21 protein-coding genes are annotated in these 23,619 nt (G+C 59.2%); 11 read left to right on the top strand and 10 right to left on the bottom strand.

Annotation, left to right across the window (positions count from 1 at the left end; all coding sequences use genetic code 11):
* Positions 1-37: 37 nt before the first annotated feature.
* From aroB to ABLU95_RS09710, 7 genes are all read right to left on the bottom strand, one after another.
* The gene (aroB, locus tag ABLU95_RS09680; RefSeq protein ID WP_044524957.1) at positions 38-1,132 is read right to left on the bottom strand and encodes a 3-dehydroquinate synthase; all 1,095 of its coding nucleotides are present in this window, start codon (positions 1,130-1,132) and stop codon (positions 38-40) included.
* 55 nt (positions 1,133-1,187) lie between these two features.
* Complete coding sequence (gene aroK / locus ABLU95_RS09685) at positions 1,188-1,709, bottom strand: shikimate kinase AroK (protein WP_002920267.1); 522 nt, start codon at positions 1,707-1,709, stop codon at positions 1,188-1,190.
* Between the two features lie 270 nt (positions 1,710-1,979).
* Positions 1,980-3,221, bottom strand: a complete 1,242-nt coding sequence (gene hofQ, locus ABLU95_RS09690) for a DNA uptake porin HofQ (protein ID WP_032429004.1) — start codon at positions 3,219-3,221, stop codon at positions 1,980-1,982.
* A complete protein-coding gene (locus tag ABLU95_RS09695) occupies positions 3,157-3,537 on the bottom strand; it encodes a HofP DNA utilization family protein (RefSeq protein WP_241515809.1) in 381 nt (126 codons plus the stop codon). Before ABLU95_RS09695 ends, hofQ begins: the two co-directional genes overlap by 65 nt.
* Complete coding sequence (locus tag ABLU95_RS09700) at positions 3,527-3,955, bottom strand: pilus assembly protein PilO (protein WP_241515808.1); 429 nt, start codon at positions 3,953-3,955, stop codon at positions 3,527-3,529. The genes ABLU95_RS09695 and ABLU95_RS09700 overlap by 11 nt, the downstream gene beginning before the upstream one ends.
* On the bottom strand, positions 3,945-4,478 hold the full coding sequence (locus ABLU95_RS09705) for a PilN domain-containing protein (protein WP_241515807.1): 534 nt from the start codon (positions 4,476-4,478) through the stop codon (positions 3,945-3,947). Before ABLU95_RS09705 ends, ABLU95_RS09700 begins: the two co-directional genes overlap by 11 nt.
* Positions 4,462-5,262 (bottom strand): pilus assembly protein, encoded by an 801-nt coding sequence (locus ABLU95_RS09710; protein ID WP_241515806.1) that lies wholly within the window; start codon positions 5,260-5,262, stop codon positions 4,462-4,464. Before ABLU95_RS09710 ends, ABLU95_RS09705 begins: the two co-directional genes overlap by 17 nt.
* Before the next feature lie 118 nt (positions 5,263-5,380).
* Here ABLU95_RS09710 and mrcA point away from each other — a divergent pair, with 118 nt between their 5' ends.
* On the top strand, positions 5,381-7,939 hold the full coding sequence (gene mrcA, locus ABLU95_RS09715) for a peptidoglycan glycosyltransferase/peptidoglycan DD-transpeptidase MrcA (protein WP_023291198.1): 2,559 nt from the start codon (positions 5,381-5,383) through the stop codon (positions 7,937-7,939).
* A gap of 53 nt (positions 7,940-7,992) precedes the next feature.
* On the opposite strand, the gene nudE is transcribed toward mrcA, so the two are convergent.
* Positions 7,993-8,553 carry an ADP compounds hydrolase NudE gene (gene nudE / locus ABLU95_RS09720; RefSeq protein WP_032429005.1) on the bottom strand — a complete coding sequence of 187 codons (561 nt, stop codon included), beginning with the start codon at positions 8,551-8,553 and terminating at the stop codon, positions 7,993-7,995.
* 320 nt (positions 8,554-8,873) lie between these two features.
* On the opposite strand from nudE, the gene ABLU95_RS09725 reads away from it, so the two are divergent.
* The 5 genes from ABLU95_RS09725 to pckA all read left to right on the top strand — a co-directional run bounded on the left by ABLU95_RS09725 (position 8,874) and on the right by pckA (position 15,030).
* Positions 8,874-11,003, top strand: a complete 2,130-nt coding sequence (locus ABLU95_RS09725; protein ID WP_241515805.1) for an intracellular growth attenuator family protein — start codon at positions 8,874-8,876, stop codon at positions 11,001-11,003.
* Between the two features lie 60 nt (positions 11,004-11,063).
* Positions 11,064-11,747: a GMP/IMP nucleotidase gene (gene yrfG / locus ABLU95_RS09730; RefSeq protein ID WP_004202162.1), complete on the top strand. Its 684-nt coding sequence runs from the start codon at positions 11,064-11,066 to the stop codon at positions 11,745-11,747.
* Positions 11,744-12,145, top strand: coding sequence for a ribosome-associated heat shock protein Hsp15 (gene hslR, locus ABLU95_RS09735; RefSeq protein ID WP_065883138.1), 402 nt, complete (start codon positions 11,744-11,746; stop codon positions 12,143-12,145). The genes yrfG and hslR overlap by 4 nt, the downstream gene beginning before the upstream one ends.
* A gap of 18 nt (positions 12,146-12,163) precedes the next feature.
* Positions 12,164-13,048 carry an Hsp33 family molecular chaperone HslO gene (hslO, locus tag ABLU95_RS09740; protein ID WP_017899960.1) on the top strand — a complete coding sequence of 295 codons (885 nt, stop codon included), beginning with the start codon at positions 12,164-12,166 and terminating at the stop codon, positions 13,046-13,048.
* A gap of 359 nt (positions 13,049-13,407) precedes the next feature.
* A complete protein-coding gene (pckA, locus tag ABLU95_RS09745; protein ID WP_241515804.1) occupies positions 13,408-15,030 on the top strand; it encodes a phosphoenolpyruvate carboxykinase (ATP) in 1,623 nt (540 codons plus the stop codon).
* A gap of 77 nt (positions 15,031-15,107) precedes the next feature.
* Here the strand turns inward: pckA and envZ are convergent, their stop codons facing one another.
* Both envZ and ompR read right to left on the bottom strand, forming a co-directional pair.
* Positions 15,108-16,463: a two-component system sensor histidine kinase EnvZ gene (gene envZ, locus ABLU95_RS09750; RefSeq protein WP_023291203.1), complete on the bottom strand. Its 1,356-nt coding sequence runs from the start codon at positions 16,461-16,463 to the stop codon at positions 15,108-15,110.
* Complete coding sequence (ompR, locus tag ABLU95_RS09755) at positions 16,460-17,179, bottom strand: two-component system response regulator OmpR (protein ID WP_001157751.1); 720 nt, start codon at positions 17,177-17,179, stop codon at positions 16,460-16,462. The genes envZ and ompR overlap by 4 nt, the downstream gene beginning before the upstream one ends.
* A gap of 227 nt (positions 17,180-17,406) precedes the next feature.
* Between ompR and greB the strand changes: the two genes are divergently transcribed.
* The 5 genes from greB (at position 17,407) to feoC (ending at position 23,554) form a co-directional block, all read left to right on the top strand.
* Positions 17,407-17,880, top strand: coding sequence for a transcription elongation factor GreB (gene greB / locus ABLU95_RS09760; RefSeq protein WP_002920503.1), 474 nt, complete (start codon positions 17,407-17,409; stop codon positions 17,878-17,880).
* Positions 17,881-17,981: 101 nt separating this feature from the next.
* Positions 17,982-20,312, top strand: a complete 2,331-nt coding sequence (locus ABLU95_RS09765) for a Tex family protein (RefSeq protein WP_060589692.1) — start codon at positions 17,982-17,984, stop codon at positions 20,310-20,312.
* A gap of 418 nt (positions 20,313-20,730) precedes the next feature.
* Positions 20,731-20,958 carry a ferrous iron transporter A gene (feoA, locus tag ABLU95_RS09770; RefSeq protein ID WP_002920506.1) on the top strand — a complete coding sequence of 76 codons (228 nt, stop codon included), beginning with the start codon at positions 20,731-20,733 and terminating at the stop codon, positions 20,956-20,958.
* Between the two features lie 28 nt (positions 20,959-20,986).
* The gene (gene feoB / locus ABLU95_RS09775) at positions 20,987-23,305 is read left to right on the top strand and encodes a Fe(2+) transporter permease subunit FeoB (protein WP_032454235.1); all 2,319 of its coding nucleotides are present in this window, start codon (positions 20,987-20,989) and stop codon (positions 23,303-23,305) included.
* 9 nt (positions 23,306-23,314) lie between these two features.
* Complete coding sequence (gene feoC, locus ABLU95_RS09780) at positions 23,315-23,554, top strand: [Fe-S]-dependent transcriptional repressor FeoC (protein ID WP_004202151.1); 240 nt, start codon at positions 23,315-23,317, stop codon at positions 23,552-23,554.
* Positions 23,555-23,619: the final 65 nt, after the last annotated feature.

Below are 23,619 nucleotides of genomic sequence, written 5' to 3' on the forward strand. Positions count from 1 at the left end.
CGAAATGATAACGCCGCGCGAACGCGGCCAGACCTTCTTATTGTTGCGCCTGCTGAGTATCAGCAATCGCGCCAAGAACCACATCATGCGGCACTCCGCCGCGCAGCTCGCTGCTTCCTATTGCGAGCGGGAGCACCAGCCGCATTTCGCCAGCCAGTACTTTCTTATCGCGCATCATATGGGGCAAATACGCCTGCGCACTCATTTCCTGCGGGCCGCGTACCGGTAAACCTGCACGCTTGAGCAGATCGATAAGGCGCTGAGTATCCTGCGCGCGGAACTGCCCCAGCCGCTCGGACGTATGCGCCGCCATCACCATACCTGCCGCCACCGCTTCGCCGTGCAGCCAGTTACCGTAGCCCATTTCCGCCTCGATAGCATGGCCGAAGGTATGTCCAAGATTGAGTAAAGCACGTAACCCGGTTTCACGCTCGTCGGCAGCCACAACTTCCGCTTTCAGCTCACAGCAACGGCGAATGCAGTACGCCATGGCCTTTTCATCCAGCGCCAGCAGGGCATCAATGTTGTTTTCCAGCCAGCTGAAGAATGCGCCGTCGAGGATCACCCCATACTTGATGACCTCAGCCAGTCCGGAAGCGAGTTCGCGCTTCGGAAGCGTCTTCAGACAGTTAAGATCAACCACCACGGAAACCGGCTGCCAGAAGGCGCCAATCATGTTTTTGCCGAGAGGGTGGTTCACTGCGGTTTTGCCGCCGACCGACGAGTCGACCTGCGACAGCAAGGTGGTAGGGACCTGGATAAAACGCACGCCGCGCTGATAGCTTGCCGCGGCGAAACCGGTTAAATCACCGATAACACCGCCGCCGAGCGCCACCAGCGTGGTGTCGCGGCCATGGGGTTTTTGTAACAGCGCGGTAAATACGGTATCCATCACCGCCAGGCTTTTATACTGCTCGCCGTCGGGCAGGATCACGCTGTCAACGTTGACCCCTGCCTGCTCCAGTGCAGAGCGGACGGTATCCAGATAAAGCGGCGCCAGCGTTTCGTTGGTGACCAGCATAGCCTGGTCGCCCGACTTGAGTGGCAGGAAGGAAGCTGGATCGTTAAACAAACCAGCCGCGATGGTAATCGGGTAACTACGTTCCCCGAGGGTAACAGTAAGCCTCTCCATAACGCGACATCCACCTCAATGACTTTTACTCTGACGCACTTTTATTAAGCCAGAATCAGTTGCTTTCCAGCATATGAATAATCTGGTTCGCGACGACTTTCGCACTCTGATCGTCTGTGCGGATAGTCACATCGGCGATCTCTTCATACAGCGGGTTACGCTCGTCAGCCAGCGCTTCCAGTACTTCACGAGGCGGCGCATCGACTTGTAGCAAAGGACGCTTTTTATCGCGCTGCGTACGGGCCAACTGCTTCTCGATCGTTGTTTCCAGGTAGACCACCACGCCGCGGGCGGAGAGACGGTTACGCGTTTCACGGGATTTTACAGAGCCGCCGCCAGTCGCCAGCACAATCCCCTGTTTTTCCGTCAACTCATTGATAATTTTTTCTTCACGGTCGCGGAAGCCTTCTTCGCCTTCAACATCGAAGACCCAGCCCACATCAGCGCCAGTGCGTTTCTCAATCTCTTGATCAGAATCGTAAAATTCCATGTTGAGCTGTTGGGCTAACTGGCGCCCAATAGTGCTTTTGCCGGCACCCATAGGCCCAACCAGAAAGATATTGCGTTTCTCTGCCATTTTTTCGGTACTACTAAGACTATTCGTTAATGATAAACCCGCTTCGCAGACACCCAGCGCCGCAGGGCATGAACTGAAACCTCATATGCAATAGAGCGAGAGTCAGACTAAAAATTATCTCAATACTCCGGCTGGTTTGGCAACTGAATAAAATCGCCGGACAATAAAGGGAGGATTGATGTCGTACCCGACTCTCAAATCGGTACCCCTTGTATGCTAAATCCGTCCTCACGTCAAACACCTGAAACGTGTTTAGCATGAAAAACCTGCTTAACGTACTGCCAGAATCCGTGGCGTAATAAAGACAACCAGTTCACGGCGTTCATTATCTTTCCCGTCGCGGCGAAACAGACGCCCCAGTACCGGGATATCGCCAAGCAGCGGGACGCTGTCGCGGGCGGTTTTGTTTTTCTGCGAAAAGATGCCGCCCAACGCCAGGGTCTCGCCGCTGCGGACTTCCACCAGGGTCTCGATCTCCTGTTTATCAATGGCCAGCGCCTCGCCGTTATCCTGCTTCAGCACCTGGCCTGGCGTGTTCTCGCTTATTCGCAGCTTCAACCGCACTCTCCCCTGCTGCAGCACCGTCGGCGTCACCTCCATGCCCAGCACCGCCTCTTTAAACTCCACCGACGTGGCGCCGCTTTCACCGCTGGAGACCTGATAGGGGATCTCGCTCCCCTGCTTGATGCTGGCGGGCTGCATATGGGAGGCGAGCAAACGAGGACTGGCGATAATTTCGACCTGCTGCTTACGCTCCAGCGCGGAAAGCTCCAGCTCAAGCAAGCGCCCGTTAATTTTGCCGATGTTAAAGCCTGCGCGGGTGCTGGCATCGTTGACCGACACATCGCTGCTTAGGGTGGTGATGTGCCCGGATCCCGGGGTGCTTTCAGCCTCCGCCAGCCGCCACTTCACCCCCAGTTCACGCAGGCTGGTTTCGCTCATCGACACGATATGGGCGGCCAGCTCCACCTGTCCGACCGGCAGATCCATCTCCTGCGCCCAGGCCTTCAGCGCCGGCAGATGCCGCGCATCATCGCGGATCAGCAGCCGATTGGTCCGCTTGTCCGCCATCAGGTTTCCCCGGGCGCTAAGCAACTTACCGCCGCTTTTAGCCAGCTCCTCGGCATCGGCATAATGCAGCGTCACGCTCTCCGCCAGCAGCGGCAGGTTCTGCAGACGTTTCGCCTGTTCAGCTTCGCGCTGCGCCAGATTGGCCTTTTGCCAGGCCTGCGTATGCGCGTAGATGACCGTCCCCTGCTGTTGCAAAGAGAGACCTGCGCTATCCGCCACTGCCCGCAGCGCCTGGGTCCAGGGGACCTTCTGCAGGCGCAGGGAGAGCGTGCCGCTGACGTCCGGTGCGACAACGAGGTTCTTATGGTTCATTTCGGCCAGGGCTTGCAGCACCTGGGCCACTGGCGCGTCGTCAACGACCAGCGAAACCGGCTTGTCATTTCGCGCGGCGACCACCGCCAGCGGTAGCAGCAGAAGCAGCAGGCTTATCCATCGCATCATCTTGTTTTCCTTCACGTTGCCAGCGCCACGCTGGAGGTTCACATCCCGGGGGCGTGACGATGTCCAGCTCGCCGGCCGTCAGCCGACTCACCCGCCAGCCCGTAGGCAATTGCTCATCCAGGCGTACCCGTCGCCACATACCGCTTCCGTCCTGCAAAAACCCCGTCCAGCCTGCGCCATCGCCGGCCGCGCCGCCATAGCGCCATTGCGACAGCTGCGCCGTGCGGCAAGGATCTTCAACCGGCAGGAAAGGATCGCGCCCAGCCGCCAGCAGCGACAGCGGCAACCACAGCAAAATCGAGCATTTACCGCCCATCTTCCGCCTCCAGCTGCAGCCGCATGCGCAGCGCCTGCCCCTCGCGCTCCAGCGAGAACGAACGCGGGTTCATCCCGCAGCGCGCCAGCCATGAGAACAGGGCGGGTACCGTCGGCCAGGAGAGAGTTAGCGCCATCTCACCGCCGCTCCCCTGCGGATGCCAGGCGATTAGCTTCGCGCCGGCGAGCGGAATGGCGATGGGCGAGAACGGCTGCTTGTCGATGCGCTGCCCGGAATTTTCACCGGCGGGGATGCGCAGCGCCATGATCCGCCGCCACTGCGTTTGCAGAGCGCCATCGCGGGACAGCGCCGCCAGCGGCGGGCGGGCATCGCGCCAGAGCGCCACGCCGCCCCCTATCAGCCCCATCGCGAGCAGGATCAACAGCCCCGCCCGGGTGCGCCGGGTGTTAATCCGCATCGGCGCGCGCTCCCGACAGGGTAAAACTGAACCGCCAGCGCCCCTCGGCGTCGCGCTGCGTTCCGCCGGCTTTAGCCGGCGCGAATCCCGCGACGCTGGCCAGAGCAGCCTCCACCCGGGCCAGCGCCTGCAGGTTGAGGGCCAGGCCATGCAGCGTCAGGTGCGCCCCCTGGTACTCCAGCCGCGTCAGCCATGCCTGAGCGGGCAGGCCTGCCGCGAGCGCCATTAGTCGGGGTTGCCAGGCGGCGATCGTCGATCTGCGCTGGCGCTGCTCGCGCCGGCGTTGATGCTGCTGCCATGCCTCGCGCATCGCCTGTTCGCGCTGTTTGAGCGAGGCGAGCAACGCTGCGTCGGCTGTCGTGTGGATCCTCGCCAGGGCGTCGCGCTGTAGACCCGCTGTTCGTCCCGCCTGCAGGGTCGTCCCCACCAGCAGCACGATACCGGTGGCTAACAACAGGGCGTAGCGCAGGCGCTGGCGGCGACGCAGGTCACGCCAGGGGAGAAGATTAACGACATACGTCATGGCGCCCACCTCCCAGCGCCAGCCCAAGGGCAATGGCGTAGCGATCGCCGTCGGCTGGCAGCGGAGGCTGCCGGCGGTGTACCACCTGCCAGACATCAAAACGACTGCCCTCGTCGCCCGCATCAGCGCACAGGCGCAAAGGAACCTGAAGTTGCCCCGCCAGCTGGCTTAAGGACCCTATCGCATCGCAGGCGTCACAGCCCCAGGCCTCCTGGGTCGCCCATAGCCAGTGCTTTTCATCCCGCCACGCCAGGCCTTGCTCTGCTGCCGTCACCCAGGGGAAAAAGGCGCCGAGCGCGCTGGCATCCGGTACGATGGCCGCCACCCGCAGCCGCAGCCGCCCTGCCAGCTCCCGCAGAACATTGATATCCAGCCGCTGCGCCGCCGTCACCTGCCAGCCGTCATCCCGCGAGGTGGGCGCATAATCAATACATAGAGAGGAGGCGGGCATCGCCAGCTGTTGGGTCATGGCGCTGGCTATCCACGTCGCCTGTTCCCGCTCTCGCAGGGCAAACTGGGGATAAGGCAGGCGTTTTTGCAGCGTGCGAGCCGCGGGAAAGGCGATACTGATCTGATGCTGCGCCGGTAGCTCCCGCCGCCAGGCGGCCAGCCGTGAGCCGAGGGCGCTAACGTCCGCCACCATCCCCTGCCGCACCAGACCTGGCGGCAGAGGAATGCGCCACCAGCGGCGCAGTGCCCAGTGTGAGCGCTCATGCAGTAGCGCGACAATGGCAATGCTATCCTGTTGGATATGCATTCCGATCCGCCAGTTTCTGAAAGCCATGCTTACGATCTCCTTATCCGGCAAAACTGTCCGGCTATATCAATGCACCTGGCTTGCCTTTATACTACCGCGCGTTTGTTTATAAACTGCCCAAATAAAACTAAATGGGAAAACACCGGTGAAGTTCGTAAAGTATCTATTGATCCTTGCAGTCTGTTGCGTACTGCTGGGAGCAGGCTCGATTTTTGGCCTCTACAAATACATAGAGCCGCAACTCCCCGACGTCGCAACCCTGAAGGATGTGCGTTTGCAGATCCCGATGCAGGTCTATAGCGCCGACGGTGAGCTTATTGCGCAGTACGGCGAAAAGCGCCGTATCCCTGTAACGTTGCAGCAAATTCCCCCCGAGCTGGTGAAAGCGTTTATCGCCACCGAAGACAGTCGTTTCTATGAGCATCACGGCGTCGATCCGGTGGGTATTTTCCGCGCCGCCAGCGTGGCGATGTTCTCAGGCCACGCCTCGCAGGGCGCCAGCACCATCACCCAGCAGTTAGCGCGTAACTTCTTCCTCAGCCCCGAGAAGACGTTGATGCGTAAGATTAAAGAGGCCTTTCTGGCCATCCGCATCGAGCAGCTGCTGAACAAAGATGAAATCCTTGAGCTGTATCTGAACAAGATTTACCTCGGCTACCGCGCCTATGGCGTCGGCGCCGCGGCGCAGGTCTATTTTGGCAAACCTATCGACCAGCTGACCCTCAGCGAAATGGCGGTGATTGCCGGTCTGCCGAAAGCCCCGTCCACCTTTAACCCGCTCTATTCGATGGATCGCGCCACAGCCCGTCGCAACGTGGTGCTGTCGCGTATGCTGAGCGAGGGGTACATCACCCAGGCGCAATACGATGAAGCGCGCAGCGAACCCATCGACGCCAGCTACCACGCGCCGAAAATCGCCTTCTCAGCGCCTTATCTGAGCGAAATGGTGCGCCAGGAGATGGTGAATCGCTATGGCGAGCAGGCCTATGAAGATGGCTACCGGGTGTACACCACGATTACCCGCAAAAACCAGCAGGCGGCCCAGCAGGCGGTCCGCAATAACGTGCTGGATTACGATATGCGTCACGGCTACCGCGGCCCGGCCAGCGTGCTGTGGAAGGTCGGCGAAACGCCGTGGGAGGCGAAAAAGATCGTCGACGCCCTGAAGCGCCAGCCTGGCTTAGGCCCGCTTTCTCCTGCGGTGGTCACCTCCGCGAATGCCCAGGAGGCCGTCGCGCTGTTGGCTAACGGCGACTCCGTTTCACTGACGATGGACGGCGTGCGCTGGGCTCGTCGCTTTATCTCCGATACGCAGCAGGGAGCGACTCCGCGTAAAGTCAACGACGTCGTGCAGTCCGGGCAGCAGATCTGGGTTCGCAAAGTGGGTGACAGCTGGTGGTTGTCGCAGGTCCCGGACGTCAACTCGGCGCTGGTCTCCATTAACCCGCAAAACGGCGCGATTATTGCCCTTGTCGGTGGGTTTGACTTTAACCAGAGCAAGTTTAACCGCGCCACCCAGGCGCTGCGCCAGGTCGGCTCCAACATCAAGCCGTTCCTCTACACCGCTGCGATGGATAAAGGCTTAACTCTGGCAAGCATGCTCAACGATGTGCCAATCTCGCGCTGGGACGCCGGGGCCGGCTCCGACTGGCGGCCGAAAAACTCGCCGCCGCAGTATGCCGGTCCGATTCGTTTACGCCAGGGCCTGGGGCAGTCGAAAAACGTGGTAATGGTGCGCGCCATGCGCGCCATGGGCGTTGACTATGCCGCCGAGTATCTGCAGCGCTTTGGTTTCCCGGCGCAAAACATTGTCCACACCGAATCGCTGGCGCTGGGCTCCGCCTCCTTTACGCCTCTGCAGGTCGCCCGCGGGTATTCGGTGATGGCCAACGGCGGCTTCCTGGTCAACCCGTTCTTTATCAGTAAGATTGAGAATGATCAGGGTGGGGTCCTCTTCGAGGAGCGCCCGAAAATCGCCTGCCCGCAGTGTGATTTACCGGTGATTTACGGCGATACGCCAAAATCCAATGTGCTGGAAAACAAAGATGTGGAAGATGTCGCCACCTCGACGGAACCGCAGAATGGCAACGTGCCGCCGCAGCCGCAGCTGGAGCAGGCCAATCAGTCACTGGTGGCGCAGAGCGGCGCCCAGGAATACGCGCCGCATGTGATCAATACCCCGCTGGCCTTCCTGATCAAGAGCGCGCTGAACAGCAACATCTTTGGCGAACCGGGCTGGATGGGAACCGGCTGGCGCGCCGGACGGGATCTGCAGCGGCATGACATCGGCGGCAAAACCGGAACCACCAACAGCTCGAAGGACGCCTGGTTCTCAGGCTACGGGCCGGGCGTGGTGACCTCGGTTTGGATCGGCTTTGACGATCATCGTCGCGATCTTGGCCGGACCACCGCATCAGGGGCGATTAAAGATCAGATCTCCGGCTACGAAGGCGGCGCCAAAAGCGCCCAACCGGCCTGGGACAGCTTTATGAAGAGCGTGCTGGAAGGCGTTGCGGAAGAGCCGTTAACGCCGCCGCCGGGAATCGTCACGGTGAATATCGATCGCAGCACCGGTCAGCTGGCGAACGGGGGCAACAGCCGGGCGGAATACTTTATTGAGGGTACCCAGCCCACGCAGCAGGCGGTCCATGAGGTGGGCACCACCTTGACGGACGGCGGCGGTGAAACCCACGAGCTGTTCTGACAAAAAAAGCGCCTGCGGGCGCTTTTTTATTGCTGCTTAGCGTGAACGCTCGTTCAGAGTCTCCCCTGGGCCTGCAGCCATTCCCGCACTAAAAACAGCGCGCTGACGTTGCGGGCCTCGTTAAAATCTTCTTCATCCAGCAGCGACATCAGCTGCGTCAGCGGCCAGCGCACCTGCGGCAGCGGCTCGGGCTCATCGCCCGGCAGCGACTCCGGATAGAGATCTTCCGCCACCAGGATATTCATTTTGCTGGAGAAGTAAGAGGGAGCCATACTGAGCTTCTTCAGGAACGTCAGCTTATTGGCGCCGAAGCCAACCTCTTCTTTCAGCTCGCGATTGGCCGCTTCATCCACGGTTTCACCCGGATCAATCAGCCCTTTGGAGAAGCCCAGCTCGTAGGATTCCGTCCCGACGGCATACTCGCGAATCAAAATAATATGATCATCCACAATCGGCACAATCATTACCGCTTCGCGGGTGGAAGGCCGCATACGTTCATAAACGCGACGCACACCGTTGCTGAATTCCAGATCGACGCTTTCGACATTAAAGAGGCGCGAACGGGCGACAGTTTCAACATTGAGAATGGTGGGTTTTTGTAATGATTTGCTCATTGTCATCGGTCTATGCTGTGATTAAGCAGTCATTGTGCGATACGCAACACGCTTTCGGCAATCCAAATCGCCACTTATTTACAGAGTTGTAACCTTTTCCCTGCAAAGGTGAAAGTAATAAAGATAAAAAAATCAATAGCTTGAATTCTGTTTGAGAATTTACCGATTTCTGCGCTTTAACGTTTTTGGTAAGCTTATACACTGCTGCATGACATATTCACTACCCTGCAAGCAGGTGCGCCGCTAACACTGCAGCTTGACGTTAGTCTTCACGTTCACCGACGATTTCGTAAGAAAAATATAACTATGATGGGATGGGCATGGGCACCTTTCTGATATTCCTTACAGCTCTGCTAATCTGCGTATTGCTCATTGGATGGTGGTATCGCACGCACGCCAGACGCCGCCGGCTCCCCCTACTGCACGCCTTTAGCGATGCCACCACGCGGCCGCTCCCTGCCGATGAGCGCCAGGCCATCGAAAAGTATCTTGCCGAACTGAGCCGCGCCCAGCAGGTGCCCGCGTCCGGCGCCACCAGCGCGCCCGTCGCTCTGGCGCTAAACGAACAGAGCGATACCGTCTATGGGTTGACGCGAGCCATCACCCGCTACGGGATCACCACCGACGCGCCGAATAAATGGCGCTATTTTCTCGATTCGGTGGAGGTACATCTGCCGCCGTTCTGGGAACAGCATATCAACGATGAAAACAGCGTCGAGCTGATCCCCACCGACAGCCTGCCGCTGGTTATCACCCTTAACGGTCATACCCTGAGCGACTATCGTCAGGAAGCGCAAAGCTACGCTCTGGAACGCGCCTCGGCCACCCAGGCCTCGATTCGCGGCGAAGAGAGCGAACAGGTAGAGCTGCGGCAGATCCGGCGGGAAAGCCCGGAAGAGCACGCCCTGAATCGCCCGGACGGTCTGCGGGAAGCGATCCTGATCGTCGCCTCTTTCCTGGTCTTTTATTTCAGCCTGATTGGGCCAGCCGTCTTTACCCCGTGGCTGGTGGCCGCCGGTTTGCTGCTGCTCGCCGCCGGCCTGTGGGGGATCTATGCCCCGCCGCGCCGCGCCGCGCTGCGCGAAATCCACTGCCTGCGCGGCGTCCCGAAGCGCTGGGGGCTGTTCGGCGAAAACGATCAGGAACATATCAATAATATCTCGCTGGGCATTATCGATCTCATCTATCCGCGCCACTGGCAGCCCTGGATCGCCCAGGACCTCGGACAGCAGACCGATATTGATATCTATCTCAACCGCCATGTGGCCCGTCAGGGACGCTACTTGTCGCTGCATGATGAAGTGAAAAATTTCCCGCTGCAGTACTGGCTGCGCAGCGCGATTATCGCCGCCGGCGCCCTGGTGGTGGTGATCATGCTATGGGCCAGCGTACCGCTGAATATGCCGTTTAAGTTCACCCTGTCGTGGCTGAAGGGGGCGCAGACGATTGAAGCCACGACCGTCAGCCAGCTGGAAAAGGCCCATGTGCGCATTGGCGATACGCTGCGCCTGACCGGTACCGGGATGTGCAACATCCGCACGCCGGGCAGTTGGACGGCCAAAGAGGATTCGCCGTTCCTGCCTTTCGATTGTTCGCAGATTGTGTGGAACGATGCCCCTCCTCTGCCGCTGCCGGAGTCTGACATTGTCAGCAAAGCGACCGCCCTGATGGAGTCCGTCCAGCGTCAGCTGCACCCGGAAACCGACGACGACTCCCGCGTCAGCCCGGCGCTGCGCTCCGCCATTCAAAAATCTGGCATGGTGCTGCTGGATGATTTCGGCGATATCGTTCAGAAAACCAACGATCTCTGTTCGGCTGCCGATGATTGCCTGCGCCTGAAGAACGCGCTGGTTAATCTCGGCAATACCCGTAACTGGGAGACGTTAATCAAGCGCGCGTCCGCCGGGAAACTGGATGGCGTGAACGTGCTCCTGCGGCCAGTCAGCGCCGAGTCGCTGGAGAATCTGGTGACCACCTCAACCGCCCCCTTTGTAATGCGTGAAACCTCGCGAGCGGCGCAGGCGCTCAACAGCCCGGCCCCGGGCGGCTTCCTTATCGCCAGCGACGAGGGCAGCGTGCTGGTCAATCAGCCGTGGCCGGCGGTAAGCCTGTATGATTACCCGGCGCATGAGCAGTGGGGCGAACTGCGGCGGCTGGCCGGTATGCTGATGCATACCCCCTTCCATGCCGAAGGGATCGTCACCAATCTGTTTACTGACGCCAACGGCACCCAGCATATAAACCTGCACCGCATTCCCGACCGCAGCGGCCTGTGGCGCTATCTGGGCATCACCCTGCTGCTGCTGTCGATGGTGGGATGCATGGCTTACCACGGCGTGCAGGCGCTGCGTCGTTATCAACGCCATCGCCAGCGTATGGAAGAGATTCAGAAATATTACGAAAGCTGCCTGAACCCGGTGCTGCTCCCCTCGTCTGACCCGCAAGATTAATTTCCCCGGCGGCAGGGTGTGATACCCTGTCGCCCATTTCCCGCTCGCTGGAGAGTCATCATGCATTTTGATATCGCCTGGCAGGAGGTCGATACCGTTCTGCTGGATATGGACGGCACGCTCCTGGATCTCGCTTTCGATAACTATTTCTGGCAAACGCTGGTGCCGGAAACCTGGGGGGCCGCCCGCGGCCTCAATCTGCAACAGGCGAAAGAGGCCATGCATCAGGAGTATCATGCCGTGCAGCATACGCTAAACTGGTACTGTCTGGATTACTGGAGCGAGCGCCTGGGTTTGGATATTTGTGCGATGACCAGCGAACAGGGTCCGCGCGCCACGCTGCGTGAGGATACCGTGCCGTTCCTTGATGCGCTCAAGGCCAGCGGTAAGCGACGTATTCTGTTGACCAATGCCCATCCCCACAATCTGGCGGTGAAACTCAAACACACCGGCCTGGATGCGCACCTTGATTTATTACTTTCCACCCACACATTTGGTTATCCGAAAGAGGATCAGCGTCTGTGGCGCGCCGTGGCGGAGGAAACCGGCCTTGAGGCGCATAAAACGCTGTTTGTCGACGACAGCGAGGCGATTTTGGATGCCGCGAGGGAGTTTGGCATTCGCTACTGCCTGGGCATTACCAATCCCGACTCCGGGCTGGCGGAAAAGCAGTATCTGCGCCATCCGGGGCTGAATGATTACCGACGACTGATCCCTTCGCTTACCCCGAAGGAGAGGCGATGAAAGAGAAGCCTGCCGCAACCGTCAGACTGGATAAATGGCTTTGGGCCGCCCGCTTTTACAAGACCCGCGCGCTGGCGCGGGAGATGATTGAAGGCGGCAAGGTGCATTACAACGGACAACGCAGCAAACCAGGGAAAATCGTCGAACTGGACGCCATGCTGACGCTGCGTCAGGGCAACGACGAGCGGACGGTGCGCATCGTCGGTATCACCGAGCAGCGCCGCCCGGCAAGCGAAGCCGTCACCCTGTATGAAGAGACGGCGGAGAGTATCGAGAAGCGTGAAAAAATGGCCCTGGCGCGCAAAATGAACGCCCTGACCATGCCGCACCCTGACAGACGTCCGGACAAGAAAGAGCGCCGCGACCTGATGAGATTTAAACACGGCGAGAGTGAGTAACTCGCGCCAGAAAGAGAGATGATTATGACTCAACACGATCAATTACATCGTTATCTGTTTGAAAACTATGCCGTGCGCGGCGAGCTGGTGACGGTGTCGGAAACCCTGGAACAGATTCTGGCGAATCACACTTATCCCCAGCCGGTGAAAACGGTGCTGGCGGAGCTGCTGGTCGCCACCAGTCTGCTGACTGCGACCCTGAAGTTTGCCGGCGACATTACCGTGCAGCTGCAGGGCGATGGGCCTTTACAGCTGGCGGTGATCAACGGCAATAACCAGCAGCAGCTGCGCGGCGTCGCGCGCGTGCAGGGCGAGATTGCGGACGATGCGGATCTGAAAGCGATGGTCGGCAACGGTTATCTGGTCATTACCATCTCCCCGGAAGAGGGTGAGCGCTATCAGGGCGTGGTCGGTCTGGAAGGCGATACGCTGGCCGCCTGCCTGGAAGATTACTTCCAGCGTTCAGAGCAGCTGCCGACGCGCCTTATCATCCGCACCGGCGAACATGAAGGCCAGCCGATGGCGGGCGGGATGCTGCTGCAGGTGATGCCGGCCCAGGATGCCCAGACTGCCGACTTTGAGCACCTGGCGACGCTCACCGAGACCATCAAGGCGGAAGAGCTGTTCACCCTGCCGGCGAACGATGTGCTGTGGCGTCTGTACCATGAAGAAGAAGTCACGGTCTACGATCCGCAGAGCGTGGAGTTCAAGTGCACCTGCTCCCGCGAACGCTGCGCCGGCGCGCTGAAGACGCTGCCGGACGAAGAGATAGATAGCATCCTTGCCGACGAAGGCGAGATTGATATGCACTGCGACTACTGCGGTAACCACTATATCTTCAACGCCATGGACATCGCCGAGATCCGTAACAACGCCTCTCCGGCCGACCCGCAGGTCCATTAATCCTCACTTCTTCTTCAGGCACCGGGCGGCGATGTGGTTTGTCGCCCGGTGCCTGACTTTTATTTATTCACGAGTTGAATCGATTCTCGCTGAAAGAGTTACGTAATTTTATTCCAGGAAAGCGATTACATTCACATTTCAGCAGTTTTTTTAATTACTTTTTAACCATTGAGAAACATCTAACCCCACCATTCGGCCATTTCCTGAGATAATCCACTTCACTTCGTGACAGGAGTCACCGTTTTTTTCGTCATTCTGCGGAATGTCGAGATACGTAAATCTATGAGCCTGGTCGCGGTCAATACCCGGTAATAAACCCTACAATTTACAGCAGTACATCTTGGCTAAGGAGCAGTGACATGCGCGTTAATCATGGTTTAACCCCGCAGGATCTCAAGGCTTATGGTATCAATGACGTTCAGGATATCGTCCACAACCCCAGCTACGACATGTTGTTTCAGGAAGAGCTCGACCCCAACCTGGAAGGCTACGAACGTGGCGTATTAACCAGTCTGGGTGCTATCGCCGTCGACACGGGCATTTTTACCGGTCGTTCTCCGAAAGATAAGTACCTCGTGCGCGACGACACCACCCGCGATACCGTCTGGTGGTCTGATAAAGGCAAGGGTAAAAACGACAACAAGCCGCTTTCGCAGGAAACCTGGCAGCATCTGAAAGGGCTGGTGACACAGCAGCTGTCCGGTAAACGCCTGTTTATCGTCGACGCCTTCTGCGGCGCTAACGCCGATACCCGTCTCAGCGTACGTTTCATTACCGAAGTGGCCTGGCAGGCGCACTTCGTGAAGAACATGTTCATTCGCCCGAGCGACGAAGAGCTGGCGGAATTCGCGCCCGACTTCATCGTGATGAACGGTGCGAAGTGCATCAACCCGCAGTGGAAAGAGCAGGGCCTGAACTCGGAAAACTTCATCGCTTTCAACCTCACCGAGCGCATTCAGCTGATCGGCGGCACCTGGTACGGTGGCGAAATGAAGAAAGGGATGTTCTCGATCATGAACTACCTGCTGCCGCTGAAGGGCATCGCCTCCATGCACTGTTCTGCCAACGTCGGCGAGAAAGGCGATGTCGCCATTTTCTTCGGCCTCTCAGGCACCGGCAAAACCACCCTTTCCACCGATCCGAAACGCCGCCTGATTGGCGATGACGAACATGGCTGGGATGACGATGGGGTGTTTAACTTCGAAGGGGGCTGCTACGCCAAGACCATCAAGCTCTCTGAAGCGGCCGAGCCGGATATCTATCACGCCATCCGCCGCAACGCCCTGCTGGAAAACGTGGTGGTGCGCGCCGACGGCACAATCGATTTCGATGACGGTTCAAAAACCGAAAACACCCGCGTCTCCTACCCCATCGACCATATCGATAATATCGTCAAACCGGTCTCCAAAGCGGGTCACGCCACCAAAGTGATCTTCCTGACGGCCGATGCGTTCGGCGTACTGCCGCCGGTCTCCCGCCTGACCGCCGATCAGACGCAGTACCATTTCCTGTCCGGGTTTACCGCCAAACTGGCCGGCACCGAGCGCGGCGTGACCGAACCCACGCCAACCTTCTCCGCCTGCTTCGGCGCCGCCTTCCTGTCGCTGCACCCGACGCAGTACGCCGAAGTGCTGGTCAAACGTATGCAGGCGGCTGGCGCGCAGGCTTATCTGGTCAATACCGGCTGGAACGGCACCGGCAAGCGCATCTCGATTAAAGATACCCGCGCCATCATCGACGCCATCCTCAATGGCTCGCTGGACAACGCGGAGACCTTTACCCTGCCGATGTTTAATCTGCAGATCCCGACGGCGCTCCCGGGCGTGGATACCCAGATCCTCGATCCGCGCAGCACCTATGGTTCCCCGGAGCAGTGGCAGGAAAAAGCCGACCAGCTGGCGAAGCTGTTTATTGAGAACTTTGAGAAGTATACCGATACGCCAGCGGGCGCCGCGCTGGTGGCGGCAGGGCCGCAGCGCTAACGAACGCAGAGATGAAAAAGCCGGGCTTGCCCGGCTTTTTATTGCGCAGCGTTTTGACCAGCCAACCGCGGGCGCGATCAGCTCTCTTTGGCCGGTTTCATCGGCGTCAGCACCCGGTGCACCGGCAGCCAGGCGCGGATCAGTAACCCGCCGCGTTCGCTGGAGCCAATCTCCAGCCGGCCGTTGTGATTGTCGATAATACGCTGAACAATCGCCAACCCCAGCCCGGTTCCGCTGGTGCTGCGGGCGCTGTCGCCGCGCACAAACGGCTGAAACAGGTGCTCCCGCTGCTCAGGTTTAATCCCCGGTCCGTCATCTTCAACCTGGAACCAGGCCCGGCTCGCTTCGCTGCCGCTGCTGACCTTGATCCAGCCATTGCCATAGCGGGCCGCGTTGACCACCATATTCGCCAGCGCGCGCTTGATAGACAGAGGATGCATGCGTACCGGAATTTCGCCGGCCTGCAGGGCGGTGGCGATCTCCCGCTCATAGCCGCTCTCCGCAGCGATCACTTCCCCCAGCACCGCATTCAGATCCGCCAGCTCCAGCGGCATCTCCTGCCCGGTGCGCAGGTAGTCGATAAACTGCTCGATGATGGCGTTGCACTCTTCGATATCTTTGTTGATCGACTCCGCGAGATAGCCGTCCTGCTCGCCCATCATCTCAGTGGCCAGACGAATGCGGGTCAGCGGAGTACGTAAATCATGGCTGACCCCGGCCATCAGCAGCGTACGGTCGTCGGCCAGCTGCTTCACGCCCGCGGCCATGTGGTTGAAGGCGCGGGTCACCGATCGCACCTCAGAGGCGCCGTACTCGCGCAGCGGCGGCGGGATAATGCCGCGCCCAACCTGCAGCGCCGCATGCTCCAGATCCACCAGCGGGCGGTTCTGAATTCGGATAAACAGCCAGGCGCCGCCTATCGCCAGCAGCATGATCGCCAGGGTATAGCGGAACAGCGGCGAGAAGTCGCCCTGATGGATCTCGGTCAGCGGCACCCGCACCCAGATATTGGGCGACAGCCAGGTCTTCAGCCACACCACGGGGGAGCTTTTATTGACCTCCACCCGCACCTCAGTGGGGCCGCCAAGCTGATGAGCCATCTGCTGGCTCAAGAATTCATAATGCTGCGCCCAGCGCAGGCCTGCGTCTTCCGCCGCTTCATTGGAATAGAGCGAAATCCCCAGCTCGCGATAAATTTCACGACGAAACGCCGGGGGCACCACCAGTTGGGTGCCATCCTCCAGCTGCAGCTTATCGGTCATCAGCATACGCACTTCGTAGGCCAATACTTTATTAAACTGCTGGAGGCTCGGCAGGATCGCGAAATTCAGTACCACCAGATAGGTCGTCACCAGGCTGACGAACAGCAAGGTGACGATCAGGAGCAGCGTGCGAGCAAAGGAGCTGCGCGGCGAAAAGCGCACGCGTTTCATGCCTTAGAACCGTCCGGGACGAAGACGTAGCCCAGACCCCAGACGGTCTGGATATAGCGCGGATGCGCCGGGTCCTCTTCCACCATGCGGCGCAGGCGGGAGATCTGTACGTCGATGGAACGCTCCATCGCAGAGTATTCGCGGCCGCGAGCGAGGTTCATTAACTTATCGCGCGACAGCGGCTCACGAGGATGGCTAACCAGCGCCTTCAGGACCGCGAACTCGCCGCTGGTCAACGGCATCGGCTCGTCTTCACGGAACATTTCGCGGGTGCCCAGATTCAGTTTGAATTTACCAAAGGCGATAACCGCCTCTTCCTGCGACGGCGCGCCCGGCAGCTCGTTCGCCTGACGGCGCAGCACCGCCCGGATGCGGGCCAGCAGTTCGCGCGGGTTGAACGGCTTCGGAATATAGTCGTCAGCCCCGATCTCCAGGCCCACGATCCGATCGACCTCTTCGCCTTTCGCCGTCACCATAATGATCGGCATCGGGTTGCTCTGGCTGCGCAGACGGCGGCAAATCGAGAGACCATCTTCCCCGGGCAGCATCAGATCCAGCACCATCAGGTGGAAGGATTCGCGGGTTAACAGACGATCCATCTGTTCGGCGTTCGCCACGCTACGAACCTGGAAGCCCTGCTCGGTCAGATAACGTTCGAGCAGCGCACGCAGGCGCATGTCGTCATCCACAACCAGAATCTTATAATTCTCTTGCATTGTTTGTACTCCCAAAGGTTCACTGCAATAGTCAGTGCGTATTCTCAAAAAAGCCCGGCGCGCTCACCAGCTAAATCTGGTATACATTCCAGGCTAAATTGTTACAAAGCATATTTAACAGCAGGTTAAGTATACATTTAATCATAAGACACAGTATTTATCCTGTCGGTATTATTGCGCGCTACAAATTGTGCGCAACGACAGACTGTCAGAAGGTTGAACTCACGATGAAAACGCCGCTGATCACCCGCGAGGGATATGAAAAACTGAAGCAGGAGATGGACTACCTGTGGCGCCAGGAGCGCCCGGAAGTGACCAAAAAGGTGACCTGGGCCGCCAGCCTTGGCGACCGCAGCGAGAACGCGGATTACCAGTACAACAAAAAGCGCCTGCGCGAGATCGATCGCCGGGTCCGCTATCTGACCAAATGTCTGGAACAGTTAAAGATCGTCGATTACTCCCCGCAGCAGGAGGGCAAAGTCTTCTTCGGCGCCTGGGTAGAAATTGAAAACGATGAAGGCGATATCAAGCGCTTTCGCATCGTCGGTTACGATGAAATTTTTGGCCGCAAAGACTATATCTCCATCGACTCGCCGATGGCGCGCGCGCTGTTAAAAAAAGAGGTCGGCGATTTGGCTATCGTTAACACGCCGGCGGGGGAAGCCAGCTGGTATGTCAACGAGATCGAATACGTAAAATAGACAAGAACTTTCCGAGAGACGCCGGGCGCGGCTGGCATTTTCAGCCGCCAGTCCGTATAACTAGTCCCTGTTTTTTTGACCCTAAAGATGAATTAAAAGCCATGATGAATGATTCGCTCTGCCGCATTATTGCGGGTGAACTTCAGGCCAGAGCCGAACAGGTAGAAGCTGCCGTTCGCCTGCTTGATGAAGGGAACACCGTGCCGTTTATTGCACGATATCGTAAAGAAGTCACCGGCGGTCTGGATGACACGCAGCTGCGTAATCTGGAAACCCGCCTCGGCTACCTGCGCGAACTCGAAGACCGTCGTCAGGCGATCCTCAAATCCATCGCTGAACAGGGCAAACTGACCGACGCGCTGGAAAAAGCCATCAATACCACGCTCAGCAAAACCGAACTGGAAGACCTCTACCTGCCGTACAAGCCGAAGCGCCGTACCCGCGGACAGATCGCCATCGAAGCCGGGCTGGAGCCGCTGGCTGACCTGCTGTGGAACGAACCGTCCCACGATCCGGAAACGGAAGCCGCAAAATATATTGACGCCGATAAAGGCGTGGCCGACAGCAAAGCGGCGCTGGATGGCGCGCGCTATATTCTGATGGAGCGTTTTGCCGAAGACGCCGCGCTGCTGGCGAAGGTCCGTGACTATCTGTGGAAAAACGCCCACCTGGTCTCCACCGTCGTCAGCGGCAAAGAAGAGGAAGGCGCCAAATTCCGCGACTACTTCGATCACCACGAGCCGATCGCCGCCGTGCCGTCGCATCGCGCGCTGGCGATGTTCCGCGGCCGCAACGAAGGCGTCCTGCAGCTCTCTTTAAACGCCGACCCGCAGTTTGACGAGCCGCCGAAAGAGAGCCACGGTGAGCAGATTATTATCGACCACCTGGGCCTGCGCCTGAACAACGCCCCGGCGGACAGCTGGCGTAAAGGCGTCGTCAGCTGGACCTGGCGGATCAAAGTCCTGATGCACCTCGAAACCGAGCTGATGGGCACCGTGCGCGAGCGCGCCGAAGACGAAGCCATTAACGTCTTCGCCCGCAACCTGCACGACCTGCTGATGGCCGCGCCCGCCGGGCTGCGCGCCACCATGGGCCTTGACCCGGGCCTGCGCACCGGGGTGAAAGTGGCCGTGGTTGACGGTACCGGCAAACTGGTGGCGACGGACACCATTTACCCCCACACCGGCCAGGCCGCCAAAGCGGCCGTCGCCGTCGCCGCGCTGTGTGAGAAATACAACGTTGAGCTGGTGGCCATCGGCAACGGTACCGCCTCGCGTGAAACCGAGCGTTTCTTCCTCGACGTGCAGAAGCAGTTCCCGAAGGTCACCGCCCAGAAGGTGATCGTCAGCGAAGCCGGGGCTTCCGTTTACTCAGCCTCCGAGCTGGCGGCGCAGGAGTTCCCGGACCTCGACGTGTCGCTGCGCGGCGCGGTCTCCATCGCCCGCCGTCTGCAGGATCCTCTGGCCGAGCTGGTGAAAATCGACCCGAAATCCATCGGCGTCGGTCAGTATCAGCATGATGTAAGCCAGACCCAGCTGGCGCGTAAGCTGGACGCGGTGGTGGAAGACTGCGTGAACGCCGTCGGCGTTGACCTGAACACCGCCTCCGTGCCGCTGCTGACCCGCGTTGCCGGCCTGACCCGCATGATGGCGCAGAACATCGTCGCCTGGCGCGACGAGAACGGCCAGTTCCAGAACCGCCAGCAGCTGCTGAAGGTCAGCCGTCTGGGGCCGAAAGCCTTTGAACAGTGCGCCGGCTTCCTGCGTATCAACCACGGCGACAACCCGCTGGACGCCTCCACTGTGCACCCGGAAGCCTATCCGGTGGTCGAACGCATTCTGGCGGCGACTCAGCAGGCGCTGAAAGATCTGATGGGCAACAGCAGCGAGCTACGGAACCTGAAAGCCGTCGATTTCACCGATGAGAAGTTCGGCGTACCGACCGTTACCGACATTATCAAAGAGCTGGAAAAACCGGGCCGCGACCCGCGTCCTGAGTTCAAAACCGCCCAGTTCGCCGACGGCGTGGAGACTATGAACGACCTGCTGCCGGGGATGATCCTCGAAGGCGCGGTGACCAACGTCACCAACTTCGGCGCGTTTGTTGATATCGGCGTTCACCAGGACGGCCTGGTGCATATCTCTTCCCTTTCGAACAAGTTCGTTGAAGACCCGCATACGGTGGTGAAAGCGGGCGACATCGTGAAGGTCAAGGTCATGGAAGTCGATCTGCCGCGTAAGCGTATCGCCCTGACCATGCGTCTCGACGAGCAGCCGGGCGACAGCAACGCCCGCCGCGGCGGCGGTCAGGATCGCCCGCAGGGCAATCGCCCGGCCGCGAAAGCCGCCAAACCCCGCGGTCGCGACGCGCAGCCTGCCGGCAACAGCGCGATGATGGATGCCCTCGCCGCGGCGATGGGTAAAAAACGCTAATCCCTCCCTGCCCCTTTTCAGGGGCAGTTTTCCTTTTCATTGTCACTGACCTATAGCCGCCTTTTCGCGCAAATGGCTCTCAGTTATTTCTGATAACCTGCATTTATTCCGCGCCGGGCAGATAGCGAAATTAATATTTTCATTTCGTTAACTTAAGAAACCTTAATTAAACATTAGAGCGACGAAATAATATTTCGCATATTTTCGATCACAGGCGGACTTTGCGGCATATCAATAAAAAGGTGAATTTCACTTTAAAAATGGCATAAAGCGCATCATATGTATTGATGATAAAAACCATTCTCATTATCATCGCTTGCAGAATGTTTTTTCTTTTTCGTTGGCTACGGTCCCCGGCGCAACTGCCTCCAGGCGTCCGGAAAATTCTTCTTCGGTTAGCGATAGACAAGTAGGCCCTATGCAATTCACACCTGATAGTGCGTGGAAAATTACCGGATTTTCCCGCGATATTAGCCCAGCATACCGTCAGAAATTGCTCTCCCTCGGCATGCTGCCCGGATCCTCTTTTCATGTGGTGCGCGTGGCGCCGCTCGGCGATCCTGTTCATATTGAAACCCGACGCGTCAGTCTGGTATTACGCAAAAAAGATCTCGCCTTAATCGAACTGGAAGCGGTTGCACAATAACGGCTGACCCGGCACAAGAGTTTGAAATATGAAAAAATTAACCGTTGGTTTAATTGGTAATCCTAATTCCGGCAAGACTACCCTGTTTAATCAGCTGACCGGCGCCCGCCAGCGCGTGGGCAACTGGGCCGGGGTCACCGTTGAGCGTAAAGAGGGCGTGTTCGCCACCACTGACCACCAGGTCACGCTGGTCGACCTCCCGGGAACCTACTCTCTGACCACCATCTCTTCGCAAACCTCGCTGGACGAGCAGATCGCCTGCCACTACATCCTCAGCGGCGACGCCGACATGCTGATTAACGTGGTCGACGCCTCCAACCTCGAGCGAAACCTCTATTTGACGCTGCAGCTGCTCGAGCTGGGGATCCCCTGCGTCGTGGCGCTGAACATGCTGGATATTGCCGAAAAGCAGCAGGTGCGTATCGATATCGATGCCCTCGCCGCACGCCTCGGCTGCCCGGTCATTCCGCTGGTTTCGACCCGCGGACGCGGGATCGAAGCGCTGAAGATTGCCCTCGACCGTCATCAGGCGAACAGCGATATCGAGCTGGTCCACTATCCACAGCCGCTGCTGCGCGAAGCCGACCTGCTGGCGCAGCAGATGTCAGCGCAGATCCCGGCCCGGCAGCGGCGCTGGCTCGGTCTGCAGATGCTGGAGGGCGACATCTACAGCCGGGCCTATGCCGGCGACGCCGCCGATAAACTGGATATCGCCCTGGCGAATCTCAGCGACGAGATCGACGACCCGGCCCTGCATATCGCTGACGCGCGCTATCAGACCATCGCCGCCATTTGCGACGCCGTCAGCAACACCCTGACCGCCGAGCCGAGCCGTTTCACCGCGGCGATGGACAAAGTGATCCTCAACCGCTTCCTCGGGTTGCCGATTTTTCTCTTTGTTATGTACCTGATGTTCCTGCTGGCCATCAACATCGGCGGCGCGCTGCAGCCGATTTTCGACGCCGGCTCGGTCGCGGTCTTTATTCACGGTATTCAATGGCTGGGTTACACCCTGCACTTCCCGGACTGGCTGACCGTCTTCCTCGCCCAGGGGATCGGCGGCGGTATCAACACCGTACTGCCGCTGGTGCCGCAGATCGGCATGATGTATCTGTTCCTCTCCTTCCTCGAGGACTCCGGCTACATGGCGCGCGCCGCCTTTGTCATGGACCGCCTGATGCAAGCTCTCGGCCTGCCGGGGAAATCCTTTGTCCCGTTGATTGTCGGTTTCGGCTGCAACGTGCCGTCGGTGATGGGCGCCCGCACCCTCGACGCCCCGCGCGAACGTCTGATGACCATTATGATGGCGCCGTTTATGTCCTGCGGCGCGCGGCTGGCGATCTTCGCCGTCTTCGCGGCCGCCTTCTTTGGTCAGAACGGCGCGCTGGCGGTCTTCTCGCTCTACGTGCTGGGCATTGTGATGGCCATTCTCACCGGCCTGATGCTGAAGCACACCATTATGCGCGGCGAAGCCTCGCCGTTCGTGATGGAGCTGCCGGTGTACCACGTCCCGCATATTAAGAGCCTGATTATCCAGACCTGGCAGCGCCTGAAAGGCTTTGTGCTGCGCGCCGGGAAGGTGATCGTCATTGTCAGCATCTTCCTCAGCGCGCTGAACAGCTTCTCGCTGAGCGGTAAGGTCGTCGACAACATCAACGACTCCGCGCTGGCCTCGGTGAGCCGGGTCATCACTCCGCTGTTTAAGCCGATCGGCGTGCATGAAGATAACTGGCAGGCCACCGTGGGCCTGTTTACCGGCGCAATGGCGAAGGAGGTGGTGGTCGGTACGCTGAACACCCTCTATACCGCCGAAGATATCCAGAACGAGGAGTTCAATCCGCAGACCTTCAGCCTCGGCGAGGAACTGCTGGCCGCCGTCGACGAAACATGGCAGGGACTGAAAGACACCTTCAGCCTCAGCGTCCTGGCCAACCCCATCGAAGCCAGCAAAGGCGATGGCGAAATGGCCACCGGCGCGATGGGCGTGATGGGCAGTAAATTTGGCAGCGCCGCGGCGGCTTACAGCTACCTGATCTTCGTTCTTCTCTATATCCCCTGCATCTCGGTGATGGGGGCCATCGCCCGCGAATCGAGCCGCGGCTGGATGACCTTCTCCATTCTGTGGGGACTGAATATCGCCTATTCGCTCTCGACGCTCTACTACCAGACCGTCAGCTTTAGCGACCATCCGCGCTACAGCCTGGTGTGTATCCTGGCGGTGATATTGTTCAACGTGGTGCTCTTCGGTCTGCTGCGTCGGGCGCGCAGCCGGGTTGACGTCTCGCTGCTGGCCACCCGGAAAACGCCGGCCTCCTGCTGTTCCAGCCCGGCTGGCGATTGCCACTAAGGAGGATCTGTGGCGTCGTTAATGGAAGTCCGCGATATGCTGGCCCTGCAGGGCCGCATGGAGGCGAAACAGCTCAGCGCCCGCCTGCGGACGCCTCAGCCGCTGATTGACGCCATGCTCGAACGCATGGAAGCCATGGGTAAGGTGGTACGGATCAGCGAAACCAGCGAGGGCTGTCTCTCCGGCAGCTGTAAAAGCTGTCCTGAAGGGAAAGCGGCGTGCCAGCAGGAGTGGTGGGCGCTGCGATGAAGGGAGTAAGGCCTGCAAGCGCCACGGGATAAAACGAGTGCGACAGCAGAGAAAAACGGGCCAGC

Source organism: Klebsiella sp. GG_Kp146 (assembly GCF_040061975.1).
In the GTDB taxonomy this organism is placed as follows: Bacteria; Pseudomonadota; Gammaproteobacteria; order Enterobacterales; family Enterobacteriaceae; genus Klebsiella; species Klebsiella quasipneumoniae.